The sequence below is a fragment of the Saccharopolyspora sp. NPDC003752 genome (assembly GCF_053605825.1).
On record NZ_JBSGJZ010000028.1, the window covers coordinates 1 to 23,320 of the forward strand.

Annotated in this window: 19 protein-coding genes, 1 tRNA gene and 1 riboswitch; of the genes, 6 read left to right on the forward strand and 14 right to left on the reverse strand. The window is 70.3% G+C overall.

All coding sequences use genetic code 11. The features are described 5' to 3' along the window. Positions 1-99: 99 nt before the first annotated feature. On the reverse strand, positions 100-693 hold the full coding sequence (locus tag ACWEV3_RS29725; protein ID WP_093265895.1) for a TetR/AcrR family transcriptional regulator: 594 nt from the start codon (positions 691-693) through the stop codon (positions 100-102). A gap of 174 nt (positions 694-867) precedes the next feature. Continuing rightward, a complete protein-coding gene (locus ACWEV3_RS29730) occupies positions 868-1,836 on the reverse strand; it encodes an acyl-CoA desaturase (RefSeq protein WP_452617044.1) in 969 nt (322 codons plus the stop codon). 418 nt (positions 1,837-2,254) lie between these two features. Between ACWEV3_RS29730 and ACWEV3_RS29735 the strand changes: the two genes are divergently transcribed. The 4 genes from ACWEV3_RS29735 (at position 2,255) to ACWEV3_RS29750 (ending at position 7,036) form a co-directional block, all read left to right on the forward strand. Continuing rightward, a tRNA-Gln gene (locus ACWEV3_RS29735) sits at positions 2,255-2,325 on the forward strand. Between the two features lie 77 nt (positions 2,326-2,402). Then, positions 2,403-4,169, forward strand: coding sequence for a tetratricopeptide repeat-containing diguanylate cyclase (locus tag ACWEV3_RS29740; RefSeq protein WP_452617045.1), 1,767 nt, complete (start codon positions 2,403-2,405; stop codon positions 4,167-4,169). A gap of 342 nt (positions 4,170-4,511) precedes the next feature. Next, positions 4,512-6,026 carry a bifunctional UDP-N-acetylglucosamine diphosphorylase/glucosamine-1-phosphate N-acetyltransferase GlmU gene (glmU, locus tag ACWEV3_RS29745; RefSeq protein WP_452617046.1) on the forward strand — a complete coding sequence of 505 codons (1,515 nt, stop codon included), beginning with the start codon at positions 4,512-4,514 and terminating at the stop codon, positions 6,024-6,026. 38 nt (positions 6,027-6,064) lie between these two features. Beyond that, positions 6,065-7,036 carry a ribose-phosphate diphosphokinase gene (locus tag ACWEV3_RS29750; protein ID WP_218157324.1) on the forward strand — a complete coding sequence of 324 codons (972 nt, stop codon included), beginning with the start codon at positions 6,065-6,067 and terminating at the stop codon, positions 7,034-7,036. 432 nt (positions 7,037-7,468) lie between these two features. On the opposite strand, the gene ACWEV3_RS29755 is transcribed toward ACWEV3_RS29750, so the two are convergent. After that, positions 7,469-8,083: a malonic semialdehyde reductase gene (locus tag ACWEV3_RS29755; protein ID WP_452617047.1), complete on the reverse strand. Its 615-nt coding sequence runs from the start codon at positions 8,081-8,083 to the stop codon at positions 7,469-7,471. A gap of 127 nt (positions 8,084-8,210) precedes the next feature. After that, entirely contained in the window at positions 8,211-8,846 is a 636-nt protein-coding gene (locus ACWEV3_RS29760) for an NAD(P)-dependent oxidoreductase (protein WP_452617048.1), read from the reverse strand. 366 nt (positions 8,847-9,212) lie between these two features. Between ACWEV3_RS29760 and ACWEV3_RS29765 the strand changes: the two genes are divergently transcribed. Together ACWEV3_RS29765 and pth are read left to right on the forward strand one after the other, a co-directional pair. Further along, entirely contained in the window at positions 9,213-9,815 is a 603-nt protein-coding gene (locus ACWEV3_RS29765; RefSeq protein ID WP_452617049.1) for a 50S ribosomal protein L25/general stress protein Ctc, read from the forward strand. Between the two features lie 90 nt (positions 9,816-9,905). Next, positions 9,906-10,481: an aminoacyl-tRNA hydrolase gene (gene pth, locus ACWEV3_RS29770; protein WP_452617050.1), complete on the forward strand. Its 576-nt coding sequence runs from the start codon at positions 9,906-9,908 to the stop codon at positions 10,479-10,481. A 64-nt stretch (positions 10,482-10,545) separates the two neighbouring features. Here pth and ACWEV3_RS29775 read toward each other — a convergent pair whose 3' ends face one another. From ACWEV3_RS29775 to ACWEV3_RS29820, 10 genes are all read right to left on the reverse strand, one after another. Further along, the gene (locus ACWEV3_RS29775) at positions 10,546-12,198 is read right to left on the reverse strand and encodes a fatty acyl-AMP ligase (protein WP_452617051.1); all 1,653 of its coding nucleotides are present in this window, start codon (positions 12,196-12,198) and stop codon (positions 10,546-10,548) included. Positions 12,199-12,305: 107 nt separating this feature from the next. After that, positions 12,306-14,087 carry an ABC-F family ATP-binding cassette domain-containing protein gene (locus ACWEV3_RS29780; protein ID WP_452617052.1) on the reverse strand — a complete coding sequence of 594 codons (1,782 nt, stop codon included), beginning with the start codon at positions 14,085-14,087 and terminating at the stop codon, positions 12,306-12,308. A 119-nt stretch (positions 14,088-14,206) separates the two neighbouring features. Next, the gene (locus tag ACWEV3_RS29785; protein ID WP_397526056.1) at positions 14,207-15,163 is read right to left on the reverse strand and encodes a 4-(cytidine 5'-diphospho)-2-C-methyl-D-erythritol kinase; all 957 of its coding nucleotides are present in this window, start codon (positions 15,161-15,163) and stop codon (positions 14,207-14,209) included. A gap of 342 nt (positions 15,164-15,505) precedes the next feature. Then, positions 15,506-16,318, reverse strand: a complete 813-nt coding sequence (locus ACWEV3_RS29790) for a MetQ/NlpA family ABC transporter substrate-binding protein (RefSeq protein WP_452617053.1) — start codon at positions 16,316-16,318, stop codon at positions 15,506-15,508. Positions 16,319-16,396: 78 nt separating this feature from the next. Continuing rightward, the gene (locus ACWEV3_RS29795; RefSeq protein WP_165968414.1) at positions 16,397-17,080 is read right to left on the reverse strand and encodes an ABC transporter permease subunit; all 684 of its coding nucleotides are present in this window, start codon (positions 17,078-17,080) and stop codon (positions 16,397-16,399) included. Beyond that, a complete protein-coding gene (locus tag ACWEV3_RS29800) occupies positions 17,077-18,093 on the reverse strand; it encodes a methionine ABC transporter ATP-binding protein (protein WP_132492852.1) in 1,017 nt (338 codons plus the stop codon). Before ACWEV3_RS29800 ends, ACWEV3_RS29795 begins: the two co-directional genes overlap by 4 nt. A 244-nt stretch (positions 18,094-18,337) precedes the next feature. Continuing rightward, positions 18,338-18,425: riboswitch (SAM riboswitch) on the reverse strand. Between the two features lie 175 nt (positions 18,426-18,600). After that, a complete protein-coding gene (rsmA, locus tag ACWEV3_RS29805; RefSeq protein ID WP_452617054.1) occupies positions 18,601-19,470 on the reverse strand; it encodes a 16S rRNA (adenine(1518)-N(6)/adenine(1519)-N(6))-dimethyltransferase RsmA in 870 nt (289 codons plus the stop codon). A 387-nt stretch (positions 19,471-19,857) separates the two neighbouring features. Beyond that, the gene (locus tag ACWEV3_RS29810) at positions 19,858-21,354 is read right to left on the reverse strand and encodes a transglycosylase family protein (RefSeq protein WP_452617055.1); all 1,497 of its coding nucleotides are present in this window, start codon (positions 21,352-21,354) and stop codon (positions 19,858-19,860) included. Between the two features lie 583 nt (positions 21,355-21,937). Then, positions 21,938-22,294, reverse strand: coding sequence for a transglycosylase family protein (locus tag ACWEV3_RS29815; RefSeq protein ID WP_452617056.1), 357 nt, complete (start codon positions 22,292-22,294; stop codon positions 21,938-21,940). A 181-nt stretch (positions 22,295-22,475) separates the two neighbouring features. Further along, on the reverse strand, positions 22,476-23,315 hold the full coding sequence (locus tag ACWEV3_RS29820) for a TatD family hydrolase (protein WP_452617057.1): 840 nt from the start codon (positions 23,313-23,315) through the stop codon (positions 22,476-22,478). Positions 23,316-23,320: the final 5 nt, after the last annotated feature.

Below are 23,320 nucleotides of genomic sequence, written 5' to 3' on the forward strand. Positions count from 1 at the left end.
CCATCTACCAGGAGCTTCACCATTTCCCCCGCAGCGACACGCCTTCCCGCCCACCTCACCTGCAAAGATCAGGATGAAAAAGGCTCAATGGAAATTGCGTCACTTCGTGGACAGGCGGGGCTTGTGCTCCAGGTGGGAGAGGCCGTTCCAGGCGAGGTTGACCAGGTGCGCGGCCACCTCCTCCTTCTTCGGCTTGCGCGCCTCCAGCCACCACTGGCCGGTCAGCGCCACCATGCCGACCAGCGCCTGGCTGTACAGCGGGGCGAGCTTCGCGTCGTAGCCCCGCGCGCTGAACTGCAGGGCGAGGATGTGCTCGACCTGGCTCGCGATGTCGTTGAGCAGGCTGGAGAAGGTGCCGCTGTTGCTGGCCACCGGCGAATCGCGCACCAGCACCCGGAAACCGTCGGTGTTGTTGTCGATGTAGTCCAGCAGCGCCCGCGCCGCCTGCTCCAGGAGATCCCGCGGATGCCCCGCCGACAGGGCGGAGACGACCAGGTCCAGCAGGTTGCGCATCTCGCGGTCGACCACCACCGCGTAGACGCCTTCCTTGCCGCCGAAGTGCTCGTAGACGACCGGCTTCGACACCCCGGCGCGGTGCGCGATCTCCTCGATGGACGTGCCGTCGAAGCCCTTCTCCGCGAACAGCGCCCTAGCGACGTCCAGCAGCTGCTGCCGACGTTCCTTGCCCGTCATCCTGACCCGTGCGGTGCGCCCTTTCGGCCGCGCCTCGGGTTCGGGCGCAGTCCGCCCGCGTCGCCGTGATACCACTCGCACAACCCTAAGGTGCTGGCCCGACACGCATGTCCAGGCCTGATGAAAAAGTGCCCGCGCGATTTCGCCGCGCGGGCACCTCGAACCGGGTGGGGATCAGCCCTTGTACTCGGTGACCGAGATCCGGGCGAGCCGCTTCTCGTTGGACCAGCGGACGTTCCAGGCCCAGCCGAGCTTCTCGAAGATCCAGATGACGCGCGCCGAGATGTCGATCTGGCCGCGCAGCACGCCGTGCCGGGCGCAGGTCGGGTCGGCGTGGTGCAGGTTGTGCCACGACTCGCCGAAGGACAGGATCGCCAGCGGCCAGAAGTTCGCCGCCTTGTCCCGGCTCTTGAACGGCCGCTCGCCGATCATGTGGCAGATCGAGTTCACCGACCAGGTGATGTGGTGCAGGAACGACACGCGCACCAGCCCAGCCCAGAAGAACGCCGTCAGCGCGCCCCACAGGGACCACGTGAACAGACCGCCCAGCAGCGCGGGAAGCACGAAGCTGAGGGCCGTCCACACCGGGAACAGCCGGTTGACAGCAACGATGTCGCGGTCCTTGAGCAGGTCAGGAGCGAACCGGTCCTCGTTGGTCATCTCCCGCTTGAACATCCAGCCCATGTGGGAGTGCCAGAAGCCCTTGGTCAACGCCAGCGCCGAGGTGCCGAACAGCCAGGGCGAGTGCGGGTCGCCCTCGCGGTCGGAGAAGGCGTGGTGGCGCCGGTGGTCGGCGACCCAGGTGATGACCGGCCCCTGGACCGCCATCATCCCGGCGATGGCCAGCGCGATCTTCACCACGCGGTTGGCCTTGAAGGAACCGTGCGTGAAGTACCGGTGGAAGCCGACGGTGACCCCCAGGCCGCTGATCAACCAGAAGAGCACGGCGAGGCCGATGTCGACCGGCCCCACGCCCCACCCCCAGGTGACGGGGACCGCAGCGATCAGCGCGGCCATCGGGATCAGGAGAAACGCGTACACCAGCGACGCCCGTCCAGCGCCCTGCGGACCCGTGGTCAGCGGCTTCGGCCCGGACTCGGCGCCGGCGTCCGGAGCGGCAACGCGCTCGGTTGCTGCGGTCATACTCAATACCTCGAATGGCTTGGGGAGGTGGGAAAACTGCGGTCAGCACCGGGAACGCACGGCCCCGCAACACCTCCACCCTACGGGACCGTAACCTACGCAAGCGTAAGTTATTCGATGCCGAATCGTCACCCCCGGACGGCAACATTGCGGCGTGTCGCACCCCTCCGGGCGTGTCCGAATCGCCCTCGTTCACCCGAACAGCGGTGATCTTGTACGCAACCGGTGGACGCCGGCGTACGTCCCATCCACGTGCCAGCGCGCGAGGAAACCCGAGAACCCGCAAGCCCGACGCCGACCCGGCGGCGGAGGCATGCCACGATGTCGGCCGGGTACCACCGCCTGTCGGCCCGGGCCGGTAAGCTCGGGCCGCGGTGCCGGGGATCACAAGCCGGCATCGCGGGCAGACAGCGCCCGATCCGCCGTGGTGTAAAGGCAGCACCTCGGATTTTGGTTCCGATGGTCCAGGTTCGAATCCTGGCGGCGGAGCGAGCGGTCCTCCCGGACCCGGCGCGGCGCGCAGCCCCTCGTGAGGCCCAGCGCGCCGCCCAGGCCGCCGGGGAGCGATGGTGAACAGGGGGTGTGCGCCGCTGCGCGACGACACGACCGCCGTGCGCGAAGACCCGATGACCACGCTGAGCGAGGTGTCCGACGCCTGGCTCGTGGGGCGCGCACGCGAACTCAACGCAGTCGGCCAGCACAGCGATGCGTCCGGCCAGCGAAGCACCATCCGCGAGGCTGACGACCTGCTCGCCGAGGCCCAGCGGCGCGGCGAGCCGCGCATCGTCGGCCAGCTCCTGCGGCACTGCGCCTCGATGCGGCTGGCGACGCCCGGCCTGGTCGACAGCGCTGATCCGCTGCTCGACGAACTCCTCATGCACACCCGCCGGCACGGGCTGAGGGTCCTGGAAGCCGATGCGCACGCGCTGCGCAGCCGGCGCGCGCTGATCGGCGGCAGCGAGGACAGCGCGCTGACCGAGGTGGCGCACGGCCTGGCGATGCTCGACGACGAGCTGGTCCCGGACCGCACGCTGGGCCGCCGGTCGTGGGAGCGGCTGCTGGCCACCTCGCTGATCGACATCGGCCTGGTGCTCACCCAGCTCGGCGTCTACGAGACGGCCGACGAGGTGATGACCCGCGCCCACCAGCGGATCCGGGAGAGCGGCGGCCCGCACGAGATCGCGGTGCACATGATCAACCGGTGCCGGATGCTGCTCGGCTGGGGCCTGCGGCTGGAGCGCATCGGGCAGTACGAGGAGGCGAACACCCGGTTCGACACCGCCTCGCAGATCGCCGTCGCGGTGGAGGGCCCGTGGCGGGAGTCGCTGTTCCCCCGCGTCTCCGACCGCCCCGCCGCCGAACAGGTCCCGGTGCTCGGTGCCGCCCACGCGCTGGCCCAGCCGCACATCGAGTACATCGAGCGGCTGGAGGTGCTGCGCAACCTGGACCGGGCGATCCACCCGCGGGAGGAGATCATCGTCGCGATCGCGCTGTCCCGGTGCCTGACCCTGGCGGATCGCAGCGACGAGGCGGTGCAGGTCCTCTCCGATGCCCGCGCCGACATGGAGACCGACACTTCGGAGCCGACGCTGCGGATCTCGCTGGCCCGGGAGCACGCGCAGCTGGTCGACCTCGGGGGCCGCCCCGCCGCGCTGCGGGACTACGCGCTGGAGCTGGAGACCGAGCTGTGGGCGATGCGCCAGGCCCGTCTGTCCACTTTGGTCATCAGGCTGGAGAACTCGCGGCTGACCCACAAGCACGACGCGATCACCCGGCAGGCGCTGCAAGACCCGCTCACCGGCCTGTCCAACCGCCGCGCGCTGGACGACCGGCTGGAGACGATGCTCACCGCGCCCGACGCGCAGCCGCTGGCGGTGGCGCTGGTGGACCTCGACGGGTTCAAGGGCGTCAACGACCGCTGCTCGCACGCGGAAGGCGACGACGTGCTGCGCACCGTCGCGATGACCTTGCGCGACACGTTGCGCGTCGACGACTTCGTGGCCCGCTACGGCGGTGACGAGTTCGTCGTGCTGCTGCCGGGCGCGACGCTCGGCGCCGCCGAGGCGGCGTTGCAGCGCACCACCGAGGCCGTCGACAGCCTGCCGAGCGAGGTCTCGTACGGGGTGACCCTGTCGATCGGCGTCGTCGCGATGCGCCCGCAGGAGTCGGCCGCGCAGGTGCTGGCTCGCGCGGATGCCGCGATGTACCAGGCCAAGCGCGGCGGCGGGAACCGCGTCTCGGCGTTCTCCGGCGTGACCACCACGCCGCCGAGCAGCCCGTCGGCCGAGGGCCCGTCGGATCACTCGGTGTGGATTCCCCCAGATGCTCTCTAACCCGATCAGGTGGTGCCCGGCGGCCTCCCCGCCGGGCCGCGCCGACCGGACCTGCCGTTCGATCGGCGCGGAAACACCCGTGTGATCGGCCACAGCGAGGCCCGCCGCGGACCACCCGGAGTGCATCGAAGATCACATAACCGCAGCTAGAAGGCTGGCTTCGAGCACGTATCAGGGCCGGTCGGCGGTACCATCACATCCGCTGGACAGGCGCGCAGGGGCACCGGAGCCGTGGGGGTACCGGGCCGGTTACCCTTCACCCGCTTGGACGCAACAGGCACCGTCGGCCCGACGGCTGAACCACGCCGCCGAGCCGCATCTAGAGATCAAGGGAGAGCGCTGATGCTCCAGGGCGACACCGCCCAGCCCTCCTCCCGCAGCGATGCGTCTTCGGAAACCGTCAGCACGATCGTGCTCGCCGCGGGCGAGGGCACTCGGATGCGATCGGCGACGCCGAAGGTCCTGCACCGGCTTGCGGGCAGGCCCCTGGTCGAACACGCCGTGCGCGCCGCGGCCGGTCTCGACCCCGACTCACTGGTGGTCGTGCTGGGACACGGCCGCGAAGCCGTGGCCGAGCACCTGACCGGCCTGGCCGACGCCCTGGACCGCACGGTCGTCACCGCGGTGCAGGAAGAGCAGCTCGGCACCGGACACGCTGTCTCCTGCGGGCTTTCCGAGCTGCCGGCCGGCCTCACGGGCACGGTGCTGGTCAGCTACGGCGACGTGCCGCTGCTCGACAGCGAAGCGTTGCGCTCCCTGCTCTCCGAACACCGCGAAGCCGGCAACGCCGTCACCGTGCTGACCGCGGTCGTCGACGAGCCGACCGGCTACGGCCGGATGCTGCGCGATGCCGACGGCCAGGTGACCGGGATCGTCGAGCAGAAGGACGCCACCCCCGAGCAGGCGGCGATCACCGAGATCAACTCCGGCGTCTACGCCTTCGACGCGGAAGTGCTCGCCGACGCGCTCAAGCGGCTGTCCACCGACAACGCCCAGGGCGAGCTCTACCTGACCGACGTGCTGTCGATCGCGCGCGGCGACGGCCGCCCGGTCGGCGCGCTGATCTGCACCGACCCGTGGCTGGTCGAGGGCGTGAACGACCGGGTGCAGCTGGCCCGCCTCGGCGCCGAGCTCAACCGCCGGCTGCTGCTGCGCTGGATGCACGCGGGCGTCACCATCATCGACCCGAACTCGGTGTGGCTGGACTGCGATGTGGAGCTGGACCGCGACGTCCTGCTGGAGCCGGGCGTGCAGCTGCGCGGCGGCACCAAGGTCGGCGAGGGCGCGGTCGTCGGCCCGGACACCACGCTCACCGGCTGCGTGATCCACCCCGGCGCGTCGGTGGTGCGCACCCACGGCGAGGGCGCCGAGATCGGGCCGGACGCCAAGGTCGGGCCGTTCGCGTTCCTGCGCCCCGGCACCCGGCTCGGCACCAAGGGCAAGATCGGCACCTTCGTCGAGACCAAGAACGCCGCGATCGGCGACGGCACCAAGGTGCCGCACCTGACCTACGTCGGCGACGCGACGATCGGCGAGCAGAGCAACATCGGCGCCGCCACGGTCTTCGTCAACTACGACGGGGTGGCCAAGCACCACACCGTGATCGGATCACACGCCCGGACCGGCGCGGACAACATGTTCGTCGCCCCGGTGGAGATCGGCGACGGCGCCTACACCGCCGCCGGCTCGGTGATCACCCAGGATGTCCCGCCCGGCGCGATGGCGGTCGCCCGCGGGAAGCAAAGCAACATCGAAGGCTGGGTCGCCAGACGCCGCCCCGGTACCGCCGCAGACCAGGCCGCACAACAGGCTTTGTCGAAAGAACCAACCACCAATCCGACGAATGGCGCCCAATGACGGGCGTCTTACGGGGAGGGACGATGACCGTGAGTGCGATGTCTGCGACTCCGAAGAAGAGCCTGAAGCTCTTCTCCGGCAGCAGTCACCCGGAACTTGCCGAGGAGGTGGCCAAGCAGCTCGACGTAACGGTCACGCCCCAGGCTGCCTACAAGTTCGCCAACGGCGAGATCTTCGTGCGCTACGACGAGTCGGTTCGCGGGTGCGATGCCTTCGTCATCCAGTCGCACTGCAACCCGCTCAACGACGCGATCATGGAACAGCTGATCATGGTGGACGCGCTCAAGCGCGCCAGCGCCAAGCGCATCACCGTGGTCATGCCGTTCTACGGCTACGCCCGCCAGGACAAGAAGCACAAGGGCCGCGAGCCGATCTCGGCGCGGCTGATGGCGGACCTGTTCAAGACCGCCGGCGCGGACCGGATCATGGCGGTGGACCTGCACACCGACCAGATCCAGGGCTTCTTCGACGGTCCGGTGGACCACCTGATGGCCCAGAAGCTGCTGGCCAGCTACATGCGCGACACCTACGCGGGCGAGCAGATCACCGTGGTCTCCCCCGACTCGGGCCGGGTCCGGGTGGCGGAGAAGTGGGCCGACGACCTCGGCGGCACGCCGCTGGCGTTCATCCACAAGACCCGCGACCCCAGCAAGCCCAACCAGGTGGTCGCCAACCGCGTCGTCGGTGACGTCGAGGGCCGGCTGTGCGTGCTGGTCGACGACATGATCGACACCGGCGGCACGATCACCAAGGCCACCGAGCAGCTGCTGGCGGCGGGCGCGAAGGACGTCATCATCGCGGCCACCCACGCGGTGCTGTCCGGCCCGGCGGTGGAGCGGCTGTCGTCCTGCGGCGCGAAGGAGGTCGTGCTGACCAACACGCTGCCGATCCCGGAGGAGCGCCGGTTCCCGAACCTGACGGTCCTGTCGATCGCCCCGCTGGTCGCGGAGGCGATCCACCAGGTCTTCGAGGACGGCTCGGTCACCAGCCTCTTCGACGGCCGCGCCTGACCCAGCGGCGCCTCCCGAGGGCGCCCGCGGCGAGCGCGAAGAACCCCGAACGGCCCCGGTCCACTTCGGACCGGGGCCGTTCGACGTTCGAGGCCCGAGGCCCGAGGCCCGAGGCCCGAGGCCCGAGGCCCGAGGCCCGAGGTTCGAGGTTCGAGGTTCGAGGTTCGAGGTTCCGCAATTTCAATGGAAATCGAACCTCTGATTTCCATTGAAATTGCGGGAGTTGTCCACAGGCATCGGCGTGTCGGGTCCCGACACGCCGATGGTCCGCAATTTCCATTGAAATTGGATCTTCGATTTCAATGGAAATTGCGGACCACTCGTGGGGGCCGCGTAGCGGACCTCGTGCGCGGACCTCGTGCGCGGTCAGCGTGCGCGGTCAGCGTGCGCGGTGGGCGTGCGCGGACCCGCGTGCTGGGATCGGCGTGTGGGTCAGACGGTGGTGACGACCTCGTCGTAGTCGAGGCGGGGCAGGCGGTCGAACCAGGGGTTCTCGCCCGGCTTGCCGATGTTGACCACGACCAGCGCCTGCTGCTTGCCACCCGGGAAGAACTCCGCGTCGAGGCCCGCCTTGTCGAAACCGGTCATCGGACCGGCCGCCAGCCCGGCGGCGCGCACGCCGAGGATGAAGTACGCGATCTGCAGGCTCGCGTTGAGCTTCGCGTTGGTCAGCCGGAGGTCGTCGTTGCCGGCGAACATCTCCCGGACGCCCTCCGCGTGCGGGAACACCCGCGGCAGGTTCTCGTGGAAGTCGGTGTCGGCGGCCAGGATCGCCACCAGCGGGGCCTTCTCGGTCTTGGCCCGGTTGCCCTCCATCAGGTGCGGCAGCAGGCGCTGCTTGCCCTCGTCGGAGCGCACCAGCACGATGCGCAGCGGCTGCTGGTTCATCGACGTCGGGGCCCACTTGACCAGGTCGTAGACGGCCTGGATCTGCTCGTCGGTGACCGGCTCGTCGCTGAAGCTGTTGGCGGTGCGGGCTTCGCGGAACAGCAGGTTCTGGGCGTCCGCGCCGAGCACCAGCTGCTCGGCCTGGTCGATCGCGGTCATGAACTCACTCCTGGAGCGGTCGGGATTCCGGGGATCCGCCCGCGCACCGGGCGGATCCCCCATCCCAACATTGTTTGAGGTTTCAAATATTCCGGAACCGGCTCACTGTGACCGACCTCACGGACGGTCAGTAGCCGACCGTGAAGCGCCGCCGCCGGTGCGCGGGCTTCTCCAGCTCGTCGACGAACGCGATCGCGTAGTCCTCGCCGCCGATCGCGGAGTTCCCGTCGGCGTCGGTCACGAGCACGTCGCCGCCGAGCCGGTAGGAGCCGGTCCGCTCGCCCGGAGCGTAGGCCCCGAACGTCCCCGCCGGGCTGAGGTAGAACCAGTCCACCTCGGCGGGCGCCTGCTGGAGCGCCGCGAGCACCTCGGCGTGCGCGCCGGCCTCCGGCTTGAACTCGTCCGGGAACCCGGGCGTGTCGATCACCCGCGGACCGTCATCGGACACGCGGAGGCTCCCCGCGCCACCGACCACGCCGATCCGCAGTCCGTGCCGCTCAGCCGCCGCGAAGAGCGTGGGCACCGCGTCGAGCAGCTTCGTGCCGTCGGGCATCGGCCGTGCCGGGATGGCCACCAGCAGTGCGTCCGCGCCCGCCGTCACGTCGAGCACGAACTGCTCGTCGTGCAGCGAACCCGCTTTCCCGGGCTCGGCCAACGACTCGGCGCTCCGGGCCACGCCGATCACCTCGTGGCCGCGCCGCTTCGCCTCCCGCAGGATCGCGCCGCCGGCGTAGCCGGTCGCGCCGAACAGGACCAGTCGCATCGCATCCTCCTTCTGTGCTGGTCACCGACGCTAACCATCGGTTACCGGTGACTTCAACGTGCACTGAGTTCCTGCGGGTAACCATTGGGCGAGCGCGGCCGGAACCGGGTGGGGTCACCCGTGCGAAAACGACTATGCAAGCACCGTTTAGACTATTCGGGTTGCCTCGGCGAGGTCGGGACGTTCGCCCGGCGTGATCGGCGCGGTGGCACGGTGGCCGCCGACCACTTTGGTTGGCGCACTGATGTCGCTCACACCCCGGGTGCCCGTTCGGCACCGCGTCGTAATCACGCCAGTAGCGCGCCCCACCGCCGCAGGCCAGCGACCAATTCACGTTCCGCCCGACGTCATGAGGAGTGCACCACCGTGTCCGAGGTACGTATCGCCGTCGAGCAGCGCACCGAGTTCGGCAAAGGAGCGGCCCGCCGCACCCGCCGCGCCGGCAAGATCCCCGCGGTGCTCTACGGTCATGGCTCCGACCCGAAGCACCTGTCCCTGCCCTCCGTGGAGTTCGCCCGCGCGATCCGCGAGAACGGGCACAACGCGGTGCTGACGCTTGATGTGTCCGGTGGCGACAGCGAGCTCGCCCTCACCAAGACCATCACCACGCACCCGATCAAGAACTACATCGAGCACGTCGACCTGCTGCTGGTCAAGCGCGGCGAGAAGGTCACCGTCGCGGTGCCGGTCGTGCTGGTCGGCGAGGCCGGCCCCGGCGGCCTGGTCAGCCAGGAGGTCACCGAGGTCGAGATCGAGGCCGAGGCCCTGCACATCCCCGAGCAGCTGGAGCTGTCGATCGCCGGTGCCGAGATCGGCACCCAGCTCCACGCCTCCGACATCCAGCTGCCCGCGGGCGTCATCCTGCAGGCCGACCCCGAGGCGCTGGTCGTCAACGTCACCGAGGCCGCGGCTTCGATGGCCGAGGAAGCCGCTGAGGCCGCCGAAGGCGAGACCGCCGAAGAGGCCTGAGCCTCCGACGTCGGGCGCACCGCGCGCCGTCCCGATCCCTGTGATCGGGACGGCGCGCTGCGTGCCATCTAGAGCAGGAGACTTCTTCCCGTGAGCACTCCGGATTCGGTCGCGTTGATCGTCGGACTCGGCAATCCCGGGCCGCGCTACGAGGGGAACCGGCACAACATCGGTTTCCTGGTCGCCGACGAGCTCGCCGACCGGATCGGCGGGAAGTTCAAGGCGCACAAGGCCGGTGCCGACGTCGTCGAGGGGCGGCTGGCCGGCGCGCGCGCCGTGCTGGTGAAGCCGCGCTCGTTCATGAACCTCTCCGGCGGCCCGGTGGCCGGCGCGGTGAAGTTCTACAAGGCGCCGCCGGAATCCGTGATCGTGATCCACGACGAGCTCGACCTGCCGTTCGGCACCGTCCGGCTCAAGCGCGGTGGCGGCGAGAACGGCCACAACGGGCTGCGTTCGATCAGCAAGTCCATCGGCACCCGCGACTACCTGCGGGTCCGCTTCGGCATCGGCCGCCCGCCCGGCCGGATGGACCCGGCCGATTACGTCCTCAAGGACTTCTCCGGTGCCGAGCGCAAGGAGCTCGCGTACTTCATCGACCTCTGCGCGGACGCGGTGGAGGCCCTGGTCACCGACGGCCTCGAAGCCGCCCAGAACCGCTTCCACTGACCCGCGAGCTGAAGGGCCCGCACCGAGCTCGGTGCGGGCCCTTCAGCGTGACCGTCCACAAAGGTCATTCGGTGGGGACCAGCGCGGCCGTGGCGGCCCTCTTGAGCTTCCCCGACGGGGTCTTGGGCAGCGAGCCCGGCTGCAGCACGACGACCGCCGACGGGCGCACTCCCACCGCGTCGACGATGCGCGCCGCGACCTCCTTGCGCAGCGCCTTCTCCGCGGACTCGTCGCCCGCCAGGCGCGACTCCAGCACCACCGCGAACCGCTCGCGGCGGCTCCCGGCGTCCTGCCGGACCGCGGCGGCGTTGCCCGCGCGCACGCCCTCGACCTGGCAGGCGGCCCGCTCGATGTCCACCGGGTAGATGTTGCGGCCGCCCATGATGATCACGTCCTTGCGGCGCCCGCAGATCACCACCTGGCCGTCGACCAGGTAGCCCTCGTCCCCGGTGTCCAGCCAGCCGTCATCGTCCTGCGTGGACAGCGGGCCGTCCATGGTCAGGTAGCCCGGCGTCACCGCCTCGCCCCGGATCCGCAGCCGCCCCACCTGCCGCTCCTCCAGCCGCCGGCCCGAGTCGTCGACGACGTCGACGTCCAAGCCCGGCAACGGGTTTCCCAGCAACGCGAACCGCCGCGCCCGCTCGGCGTCCGGCGATGCGGGTTCGGCCCGCCGCTGCTGCTCCAGCGCATCCGCGTCGACGGTGTCGACCTCCAGCCCGCGCCCCAGCGGCGCGAACGACACCGCGAGCGTGGCCTCGGCCATCCCGAACGCGCACACCATGCAGTCCGGGCTCATCCCGAACCTGGCCCCCGCGTCGGTGAACGCCTGCGCCGCCGCCGGATCGATCGGTTCGGCGCCGTTGAGCGTGAACCTCAGGCTCGACAGGTCGAAGTCGCCGTCGTCGGCGCGGGCCATCCGGCGACCGACGATCGCGTAGGCGAAGTTCGGCGCGGCGGTCACGGTTCCCCGGTAGCGGCTGATCAGCTCGGGCCAGAGCAGCGGCCGGGCCAGGAAGTCGGCCGGGGTGACCTTGACCGCCGACATGCCGATCGCCATCGGCACCGTCAGGCAGCCGACCATCCCCATGTCGTGGAACAGCGGCAGCCAGGACACCGCGACGTCGTGCGCGGGATCGAGCCGGGCGGCGGTGACCATCGCCCGGAGGTTGGCGTGGAGGTTGCCGTGGGTGATCCGCACGGCCTTGGGGTCGGCGGTGGAGCCGCTGGTCAGCTGCAGCAGCGCGGTCGCGTCCTCGTCGACGTCGACCGGCGCGGCGAGCGGTTCGCCGCCGGTGAGCCCGGCCAGGTTCCGGCAGCCGATCGCGTTCTCCTCCAGCACGCCGGCCAGATCCTCGAACGGGGCGCCCAGCAGCACCAGCCGGGCACCGATCATCTTGAGCACCCGGACGGTGTCCTCGGCCCAGTGCGCGAGGTCGGTGCGCGGCGTCGGCTGGTGCAGCATCGTCACGCTGCCGCCGCCGAGCCACACGGCCTGCACGGCGGGAGCGATCAGGCCGGGATCGGCGGCGAGGATCGCGACGACCCGCCCGGGCCCGAGGTCGTCGCCCAGCGCCCCGGCCATCCGCAGCGCGTCGGCGTGCACCTCAGCCCAAGTCCGGAACCACGGCTGCTCGGGCTCGCCCGTCGTGAGCCCCCGCGCCTGCGGACCGGAGTTCTCCCGCGCGGACGCCACCAATGTCTCCACGAACCGACTCATGTGACGCAGCTTACGAGCACGGTGATCGCGCGCACAGGTTTCGCCACAACGGCCAGCTCATCGAGCACCCCGCAAGGGCGAAGATCCCGATTTCAGGCGAAGTCAGGTCAGCCGAGCTGGTCGGCGAGCTCCATCCAGCGCATTTCGACCTCGTCCTTCTCCTGCTGGAGCCCGCGCAGCTCCGCGTTCAGCTCCGCCAGCCGCTCCGGCGCTGTCGCGGCCTCCGCGAGCTTCTCGTGCAGCCGCGCTTCGCGCTCCGCGAGCTTGTCGAGCTGACGCTCGCAGCGCGCGAGGTCCTTGCGCGCCGCGTGCTCCTCCGCTCCGGAGAGCCCTCGCGGCTTCGCCGCGTCGGTCGCCTGCTTGCCGACGCTGCCTTCGGCCGCTTCCAGCAGCGACTGACGCCGCTGCAGATATTCGTCGATGCCGCCCGGCAGGTGCGTGAGGCCGCCGTCGCCGAACAGCGCGTGCACGCTGTCGCACACGCGCTCCACCAGGTACCGGTCGTGGGAGACGACCACCAGCGTGCCCGGCCAGGTGTCGAGCAGGTCTTCGAGCTGCTGCAGGGTGTCGATGTCGAGGTCGTTGGTGGGCTCGTCGAGGATCAGCACGTTCGGCTCGGCCATCAGCAGCCGGGCCAGCTGCAGGCGGCGGCGCTCGCCGCCGGAGAGGTCTTCGACGGGCGTCCACTGCCGTCCCTTGCCGAAGCCGAAGCGCTCGCCGAGCTGCGATGCGGACAGCTCGTACTTGCCGAGGGTGACCCGCTCGGCGACGTTCTCGATCGCCTCCAGCACCCGCCAGTGCCCGGGCAGGTCGTGCAGTTCCTGGGTCAGGTGCGCCAGCCGCACCGTCTTGCCCTCGATGCGCTTGCCCGCGTCGGCTTCGCGTTCGCCGGCGAGCAGCTTCAGCAGCGTCGTCTTGCCGGAGCCGTTGACGCCGACCAGGCCGATCCGGTCGCCGGGGCCGATGCGCCAGGTGACGCCGTCCAGCAGCGTGCGGTCGGCGATCCGGAGGTCGACGTCCTCCAGCTCCAGCACCGTCTTCCCGAGGCGGCGCTTGGCGAACGCCACCAGCTCGACGGTGTCGCGCGGCGGCGGCACGTCGGCGATCAGGGCCTCGGCCGCCTCCATCCGGTACCGGGGCTTGGAGGTGCGGGCCTTCGCGCCGCGCTGCAGCCACGCGAGTTCCTTGCGCGCGAGGTTCTGCCGCTTCTCCTCCGCCTGCTGGGCGATGCGGGCTCGTTCGGCGCGGGCGAAGACCCAGTCGGCGTAGCCGCCTTCGTACTGCTCCACGCGGCCCTGGACGACCTCCCAGGTGCGGTTGCAGACGGTGTCCAGGAACCAGCGGTCGTGGGTGACGATCACCAGCGCGCACTTGCGCTCCAGCAGGTGATCGGCCAGCCAGTGCACGCCCTCGACGTCCAGGTGGTTCGTCGGCTCGTCCAGCACCAGCAGGTCCAGATCGCGCACCAGCGCGGCGGCCAGCGCGACGCGGCGGCGCTCGCCGCCGGAGAAGTCGGTGACCGGGGTGTCCAGGCCGAGACGGGTCATGCCGAGGCCGCTGAGCACCGAGCGCACCTGCGGATCGGCGGCCCATTCGTGCTCGGCGCTGAAGCCGTGCGGGTCGAGCACCGCGTTGCGCACCGTGGAGTCGGCGGGCAGCTCGGTGCGCTGCGTGACGACGGCCATCCGCAGGTCGCGGCTCTGGCTGACCCGGCCGTTGTCGGGCTCCGCGAGGCCGGCGAGCACCTCCAGCAGCGTGGTCTTGCCGCCGCCGTTGAGGCCGACGACCCCGATGCGCTCCCCCGCCGAGACCCCGAGCGAGACGCCGTCCAGCAGCGGGCGCACGCCATAGCTCTTGCTGACCGATTCCAGATTGACCAGGTTCACCATCGGGTGTTCGTCTACTCCATCAACTGCGTTGCGTGATCACGGGCTGGGGTCCCGACCCGAGTTTCAATTGAAACTGCAGACCGGGGTCCTAGGCGCGCAGTTTCAATTGAAACTGCACTTCAGGCGTGGACCTGGGGCGGGGTGGGGCGGTGAGCGGGCTCCTCGGAGACCACCCGGGCTCCCGGGACGGGACCGTGGGCGACGCGGACCGTGCGGCACACGCCCGCGCCGGAGAGCTCGGCCGCCACCCGGACCGCCGAATCCGCGTCGGTGCAGAGGAAGGCGCAGGTCGGGCCCGAGCCCGACACGATCCCGGCGAGCGCGCCCGCCTGCACTCCCGCGCGCAGCGTGCGCCGCAGCCCGGGGCGCAGCGACACGGCCGCCGCCTGCAGGTCGTTGCCCAGCAGCAGGGCGAGCTGCCGCGGGTCTCCGGAGGCCAGCGCCTCCAGCAGCGGCTCGACCTCCCCGACGCGGTTCGGCTTCGACTCCGCCCGCAGCCGGTCGAGTTCGGTGTAGACGCCGGGCGTGCCCAGCCCGCGGCGATCGAGCGCGATGACCCAGTGGAAGGTGTGCCGCGCCAGCACCGGCACGAGCCGCTCGCCGCGGCCGGTGCCCAGCGCCGTGCCGCCCTGCAGCGAGAACGGGACGTCGCTGCCCAGCTTCGCGGCGATCTCGCTGAGGTCGTCGCGCCCCAGCTCCAGCCGCCAGAGGTGGTTCAGCGCCAGCAGCGTCGCCGCCGCGTCGGCGCTGCCGCCGGCCATCCCGCCGGCGACCGGGATGCCCTTGTTGATCGACAGCCGCACCCCGGGCTCTTCCGGATCGCGCCCGCTGTGCTCGGCGAGCAGCTGCACGGCCTTCCAAGCCAGGTTGCTGGGGCCGGTGGGCACCGAGTCCGCACCATCGCCGTGCACGTCGATGCCGGGTTCCTCGGCGACCAGCACGGTGACCTCGTCGGTCATCGACAGCGCCTGGAAGACGGTGACCAGCTCGTGGTAGCCGTCCGGGCGCGGGTCACCGACCGACAGGTGCAGGTTCACCTTGGCCGGGACGCGAACGGTGATGGGTGTAGGAACCACGGAGAGCACTCTTAGAGCGTACGTGTAGAGGAAACCCCGCCGCCGACTTCCCTGCGTATAAGAGCCTATCCAGCCCACCTTTCGGAGCGGTGCGGGTAGCGGAACCTCAGACGCCGCCTGGACTCCGGGATCCCCGACACACGTATGCCCAATACGACGCGTCGGGGCTGTCCTCGCCAAGAACCCCGTCGGGGTGGGCACAGCCTGAGAACCCGCGGCGGTGCTAGTTGCGTGCGTGGGCTAAGCGGCTCCGCCGCTTCAAGAACAAAGCGGAAAATGCGGTGAAGGGCGCTTCCCGGCGATCAACTCGCCGGGAAGCGCCCTCCAGCGCGGATGCTGCGATCAGGCCGCCGGGATGACCGCGACGCCGCCGTACTTCTGGTTGATGAAGTCCTTGACCTGCTGGGACCGCAGCAGCTCGGCGAGCTTCTGGATCCGCGGGTCCTTCTCCAGCGCCGGGCTGGTCACCAGGCCGTTGGCGTACGGGTTGTTCTCCGGGCTCTCCACGAGGACCGGGTTCTGCAGGTTCGCCTTGATCGCGTAGTTGCCGTTGACCACCGCGGCGGCGGCGTCGTCCACCGAGCGCGGCAGCTGGTCCGGCGACAGGTCCTTGAACTTGATGTTCTTGGGGTTCTCCGCGATCGCCGACTCCAACCGGGTGCCCACCGCGGCGTCCGGCTTGAGCTTGATCAGGCCGCCCTGCTCCAGCAGCTTCAGGCTGCGGAACTGGTTCGCCGGGTCGTTGGACAGCGTGACCGTCGCGCCGTCCTGGACCTCCTGCAGCGACTTGACCTTGTTGGAGTACACCGCGAGCGGCTCCAGGTGCACGGCCTGGATCCAGACGAAGTCGCCGCCGCGCTGCTTGCGGTACTCGTCCAGGTAGGGCTGGTGCTGGAAGTAGTTCGCCTCCAGCTCGCCGTGCGCGACGGCCTCGTTCGGCCGGTTGTAGTCGTCGAACTTGACGATCTCGATGTCGAGCCCGGCCTGCTTCGCCAGGTTGTCCTTGACGTACTGCAGGATCTCGCCGTGCGGCGTCGGGCTGACCGCGACCCGCAGCGGGGCGTTCGGGTCCGAGGAGGCCTGGCCGCCGCCACCTCCGCACGCGGCCAGCACCACGCCGGCCGCGGCCACCAGGGCGGCAAAACGCAAACGCATCAGAGTTCGTCCTTTCTGGACAGTGGTTGGGAGGTCGTCCCAAGCAGGAAGAGGTTCGGGTGGGCGTCGCCCACGAGGTCAGCTCGTCGCGGTCCGGCGCCGGTCGACGAGCTTCGCGGTCCGGTCGGTGATCAGCTGCATCGCGAAGGCCAGCACGCCGAGCACGACCACCGATCCCCACAGGATCCGGTCGTCGTAGCCCTGGTAGCCGTCCTGGATCGCGGTCGTGCCCAGCCCGCCGCCGCCGATCGCGCCGGCCATCGCGGCATAGCCGACCAGCGCCACGGCGGTGACGCCGACCGCGCCGACCAGCGCGGCCCGCGCCTCGCCGAGCAGCACCGTCCACACGATCCGCAGCTTGCTCGATCCGGTCGTGATCGCAGCCTCGACCACGGTGAAGCTGACCTCGCGCAACGCGTTCTGCGTCAGCCGCGCGAAGAACGGGATGGCGCCGATGGTCAGCGGCACGATCACCGCGGTGCTGCCGATCGACGTGCCGATCAGCAGCCGGGTGAACGACGCCAGCACCACCAGCAGAACGACGAACGGCACCGAACGCACCACGTCGACGACCACGCCGAGCACCCGGTACAGCACGGGCTTCGGGTTCAGGCCGACCGGCGAGGTCAGGTGCAGCAGCACCCCGAGCGGCAGGCCTCCCAGCACCGCCAGCAGGGTCGACACCAACACCATGTAGAGCGTGTCGATCGTCGCTTCACCAAGAATTCCAAGGACCTCCGACCAGGGGGTCACATCACTCACGCAGCAGCTCCGTCAACGCACACCGGGGCGCGTCGCACATGCGCGTCCCGCTCGACCATCCACTTCAGGGCCGCCTCGGCTCGCTCGCCGGTCAGGCCCACCTTGAACTTCGCCACGGGCGTGTCACCCAGCCTGGTCAACCCGCCGCCCAGGATCGCGAGCTCGACCCCGAACCGGCCGGCGGCCTCCGGCAGCAACGCGCCGACCGCGGCGAAACCGACCAGCACGACCTCGGCGACGACGTCGTGCCGGCCGCCGGGCCGCAGCGAATCGCCCTGGTCGGTGCCGGGCAGCAGCGTGTCGCCCACCCGGCTGCCGGGCTCGGCGACGAGGTCGATGACCTTGCCGTGCTCGACCACCCGGCCGTCCTCCAGCACCGCGACGTCGTCGGCGATCTTGCGCACCACGGCCATGTCGTGGGTGACCACCAGCACGGTGACGCCCAGTTCGGCGCGGGCGCGGTCCAGCACCGTGAGCACCGAGTCGGTGGTGCTCGGGTCGAGCGCCGAGGTCGGCTCGTCGGCCAGCAGCACCGACGGCTTGGCGGCCAGCGCACGCGCCACCGCGATCCGCTGGCGCTGCCCGCCGGAGAGCTGGTCGGGGTAGACGGAGGCCTTATCGGTCAGGCCCACGAGGTCCAGCAGCTCGCCGACGCGGGTGCGCCGCTGCGGGCCGCTGACACCGGCCGCTTCCAGCGGCAACGCGACGTTGCCCGCGGCGGTGCGCTGGCGCAGCAGCGAATCGCCTTGCGGCACAACGCCGATCTGGCGACGCGCCGCGCGAAGCGCCTTGCCGCCGAGGGAAACGAGGTCGGTGCCGTCGACGCGGATGGCGCCGCCGTCCGGCTTCTCCAGCAGCGCGATGCACCGGGCCAGGGTCGACTTGCCGGCCCCGCTCGGACCGACCACCCCGCACACCGCACCGGCCGAAACCTCCATCGACACGCCGTCGAGGGCGCGGACGGTTCCGTTGTTGTGCTGGAAGGACTTGGTCAGGTTCTCAACTGTGATCACGATCGGCTCCACATCAGCTCGCGACGGCCGCGCGCACGACAGGGCGGCAGGCCAAGGAACTTCGGAAAGGGAGGAAGAGCTGGGTCACATCTCGCGACGACAGGCGGTGGTGGTGCGACGCCCGTGGTCGATGACGCGACGCTGCGTCAGCAGCCTCCGGATGTGGTTCTGCCGGGATCGGGCCAGCTGAGCTCGGGTCTGACCCGCAGGCGGGCTGGCTAACAGCGCGTTGGAATCCACAACAACTCCATCGGTCCTGGCGTTAGCACCTGCCCATCGGGTGGTTGCTGCGGCGTCGCGGAGCCAGGTCTCTCGGCCGCTCGGGATGGATTTCCCGAATAGTAGAACCCACTGGCGGATTCCAGCGCAAGTTGATAGTCGTCACTTTCCGAAATCGTCTGTCAAATCACACACCCGGACGAGCGGGAATTTTCCTGGCGCGCCAGGTGTTCTCAGTGACTCCGAGTAGTGGATCGACCTCGGTTGGCAAGCGCCCGGACGGGTGGTTCAGCGACCGCTCTCGGTAGCCGCGGCCTCCGCGATGCGCGCGAAGTCGGCGATCTCCAACTGCTCACCGCGAATCGACGGATCCACCCCGGCGGCCCGGAGGACTTCCTCCGCGCGCGCCGCGGACCCGGCCCAGCCGGACAGCGCGGCGCGCAACGTCTTGCGCCGCTGGGCGAACGCCGCGTCCACCACCCGGAAGACCTCCGCGCGCGGCGCGGTCGACGGCGGTTCGACGCGCTCGAACGACACCAGCCCGGAGTCCACATTGGGCACCGGCCAGAACACCTTGCGCGGCACCGGACCCGCGCGCCGCACGTCGGCGTACCACGCGGCCTTGGCGCTGGGCACGCCGTAGACCCGGCTGCCCGGCTTGGCGGCCATCCGGTCGGCGACCTCGGACTGCACCATGACCAGGCCGTGCCGCAGGCTCGGCAGTTCGGCCAGCAGGTGCAGCACCACCGGCACGGCGACGTTGTACGGCAGGTTCGCGACCAGCGCGGTCGGCGGCGCCGGGAAGTCCGCGGCGGTCACCCGCAGGGCGTCGGCCTCGATCACGGTGAGCCGGTCGGCCAGCGCCGGGGCGAACTCGGCGGCGGTGCGCGGCAGCCGCGCCGCGAGCACCGGATCGATCTCGACGGCCGTCACGGCACCGGCGGCCGGGAGCAGGGCGAGCGTCAGGGAGCCCAGGCCGGGGCCGACCTCCAGCACGACGTCGTCCGCCGTGACCGACGCCGAGGCCACGATGCGGCGCACCGTGTTCGGGTCGTGCACGAAGTTCTGGCCGAGCTTCTTCGTCGGGCGGATGTCGAGCTCCTCGGCCAACCGGCGCACGTCGGCCGGGCCGAGCAGAGTCGCCTGCTGGTCGTCCACACGGAAAAACTACCCGCGCCCCGAAGCCACCGTCCCCGCACCCCGACCAGCAGAACCACGAAGGGCACCTACCACCGGACCATCCGGCGAGAGGCGCCCTTCATTTCGCGCAACGCACATGATCGACACCCGGACGAAGCCGCTTCGACCATCCGCTCGACCGCGAGCGCGACGCCCAGTCCGCGTGATCGAAAGCCGCCGCAAGCGGCGTAGCCGCTTAGCCCACGCACGCAACTAGCACCGCTGCGGGTTCTCAGACGTCGTCTGGCGAGGACAGCCCCGACGCGTCGTATTGGACATACGTGTGTCGGGGATCCCGGAGTCCAGGCGGCGTCTGAGGTTCCGCCACCCGCACCGTCACGCAAAATGCGTCTGGAATACCGCTTGTCAGCTGAGGCCCAGCTTGGAGGAGCAGCCCGGCCAGGCTCCGTAGCCGCCGCCGCGGGCCGCGCGGACCTTCTCCGCGACCGCGATCTGCTGCTCGCGGCTCGCCTGGTGCGGGTACGGCGCGTACTGGTCGCCGCCGTAGGCGTCCCAGGTGGACTTGTTGAACTGCAGGCCGCCGTAGTAGCCGTTGCCGCTGTTGATCGCCCAGTTGCCGCCGGCCTCGCACTGCGCCAGCTTGTCCCAGACCCCGCTGTTCGGCGGCTGCTTCCCGCCGACGCGCACGACCTTGGGCTGCGCTTCCTTGGTGATCTTCTCGCCGACGGCTTCCCGGCCGATCTCGTCGCCGTTGCGCGTGGTGACCCGGGTGAACACGATCTTCTCGCCGGGCACGCCGGGGAACTCGACCCGCTCCTCGCCCTTGAACATCGTGTTGTCGACGATCTCCTGCACCGGGGGCGCGACCGGCATCGTCACGTTGATGACCATGCTGCCGGTGCGGTCGATGCGGATCTCGGCGCCGGTGACCAGCCGCTGGTCGCCGCCGGGCGTGATCGTGTCCTCGGGGCCGAGTTCGAGCTTCTGCTCCTTGACCAGCTCGTCGATGTTGACGGCGGTCGTGGTCAGCTGCCGCGGCTCGTTGCCACCGTCGATGACGGTGATGTTCTTGCTGGTCTTGACGACCAGGTCCAGGCCCTGCTCGGGCACGGCCATGGTGCGGTCGGCGGAAAGCCACGCCCCGTCGGCCTGCACGCCGAGCTGGCGCAGCGCCTGGTCCACCGTGACCGAGCGGACCCATTCCTCGCGCGGCTCGCCGTCGACGGTCAGCTTCAGCAGCCGACCGCGGTCGAGGGTGATGGTGTCGCCGTGGCTGACCTTGGCCTGCGGCGAGGGGCTCAGCGCGTCGTGCTGGCCGACGGCGATGCCCTCGTCCTCGAGCACGTCGGCGACGGTGCCCTCGTAGGTGCTGACGGTGCGCTCGTGCCCGTCGACCTCGACGGTCACCGACTTGTCCATCGCGGCGGCCGCGCCGCCGGTGCCGGTGAGGGTGAGCAGCACGCCGGCCACCGCGCCCTTGAGGAAGCGCCGCTTCCAGGTGGCGATCGCGTCGACGACCTCCTGCGGCGGGGTGTCGTCCTCCTCCGCCTCCGGCAACGCGTCCGGGATGACCAGCGGCGGCAGCACCGTGGTCTCGGCGTTGATCAGCCGGATGACCTCGTCGACGTCGATCTCGGCGGTCGCGAGCATGTCCGCGGCGTCCGGGCCGAGAACGTCGTAGATGTCCGCCGGGGTGATCTCGAGCGAGCCCGGCGGGAAGCTCGGGTGGTCCTCGGCCGGGTACCGCTGCGGCTCCGGGCGGTCCAGGAGTCCGACTGCGGTGTGCTGCTCGGCCTGGACCGGGGTGAACCAGTCCGTCGCAGGCTCGAAGGATTCGGCCCAGTAGCCGTCGTCCGACCGGTAGGCATGGCCGGGATAGCTGGGCTCGCCGCGTCCGTTCACAGGGTCGTTACCTCCCGAAGGCGGAAGTCGCGCTCGCGTGATGCGGAGCGGAGGTGGCGTCGGGCGAGACCCATGTCGTCGCTCAACTCCCTCGCTCCTCGCGTGCACACAACCTTCGTGCTTCGTGTCTGTATCCGACTCCCGCAGCCAAGCGCCGTCCTAGCCGACCGAGGCTCCGTTGCCCACGGCCCGCTTCCCCGACGTACACCGGCGAGACTTACGGGCGTTCCCCATGACTGGTTGTCATCGGTTACGAGGCCGAGACTCTAGCGTGATCAATGCAGCCAGCCAAGGACCCCGATCGGGCTTGTGATCTGCGTTACACTGATTTGCCGAGCAACCGAGCACGATCAGTAAGCGAGATCGCCCGCATTTGGTCCGTTCGGGGGTACCGTCGCCGCCCCGTTAACTGGGCGACCAGGCTCTTGGGTGACATATCACACGCCCCCGACACCTGCGGTTTCCATGACCGGCACGCGGTTTCCGGGCCGGGAACCGGACCCGGCCCGAGCACTCAACGCGCTCGGGCCGGGCCTCCCTCCCCTCACCCGAGGGATCTGTGCCCCGCAGCGAGTTGATCACCTCATCGCGGCAGGCCCAGCTTCCGCGCGCACGCGGGCCAGGCTCCGAAGCCGCCGCGCGCCACGCGCAGCGCCTCCGCGATGACGATCTGCTGCTCCCGCGACGCCCGGTGCGGGAACTTGTGGAACCGGTTGCCACCGTGCGCGGCCCAGGTCCGGCGGTTGAACTGCAGGCCGCCGTAGTAGCCGTTGCCGGTGTTGGCGGCCCAGTTGCCGCCCGATTCGCACTTCGCGAGCCGGTCCCAGACGCCCGCCCGCGCGGCTGGCGGCGCGCTCGGAGACGCCGCCGCCATCGGCGCCGCACCGCAGACCACGATGCTCGCCACTACCGTCGCCTTCGCGAACAAACCGAACTTCATCGCAATCCTGACTGCCGTGCCTCCGGGTAGGAGGTTCTCCGCCCAGCGGGGCGGAATTTCGGGGTGCTGGCCCCCATCCCGGCTTCCGAAGTGGACGGTAGGGACGACGTAGCGGACTGCAAGCGGGCGCGATTCGGCGCGCAATAGCAAAGAACTGCGAGTGAAAGGAATACGGGTGGGGTTACGCCTGATCGAGCCGGAACACTCGCTCGGCCGTGGCGGTGGTCGCCACCACGAGTTCTTCAAGCGTCATTCCACGGAGTTCGGCAAGATCCTGAAGGGTGTAATTGACGCAGTACGGCTCGTTCGGGCGTCCGCGGAACGGGTGCGGGGTCAGGAACGGGGCGTCCGTCTCCACCACGAACTGGTCCAGCGGCACCAGCTGCGCGGCCTCCCGGAGCGCCTTGGCGTTGGCGTTGCGGAAGGTCGCGGTCCCGGCGAAGGACAGCACGTAGCCGGCGTCCACGCAGGACCGGGCGAACTCGGCGTCCCCGGAGAAGCAGTGGAACACCACGGTTTCGGGGGCGCCCTCTTCTGCCAGGATCCGCAGGATGTCCTGGTGCGCCTCGCGGTCGTGGATCATCAGCGGCTTGCCGACGCGCTTGGCCAGGTCGATGTGCCAGCGGAAGGCCTCCTGCTGCGGCTCCGGCGGCGAGTAGTCCCAGTAGTAGTCGAGCCCGGTCTCGCCGACCGCGACCACCCGGGGGTGCGCGACGAGCCGCTCCAGCACCTGCCGGTCGGCGTCGTCGAAGTCCTTCGTCCGGGTGGGGTGCAGCGCCACCGCCGCGAACACCCGGTCGTCCCAAGTGGACGCCTCGACGGCCCACTCGGCGGAGGAGATGTCGTCGGCGACGGTCACCACCCGACCGACCCCGGCGGCCTGCGCGCGGTCCACCATGGCGCGCACCTCGTCGGGCGTCTTCGCGCCGCAAGCGTCGAGATGGGTGTGCGCGTCGACCGCGGGCGCGGGCAGCGCCTCCGGCACCGGCGGCAGCTCCCGCTTCCGGTCCCGCTTGCTCATCGCAC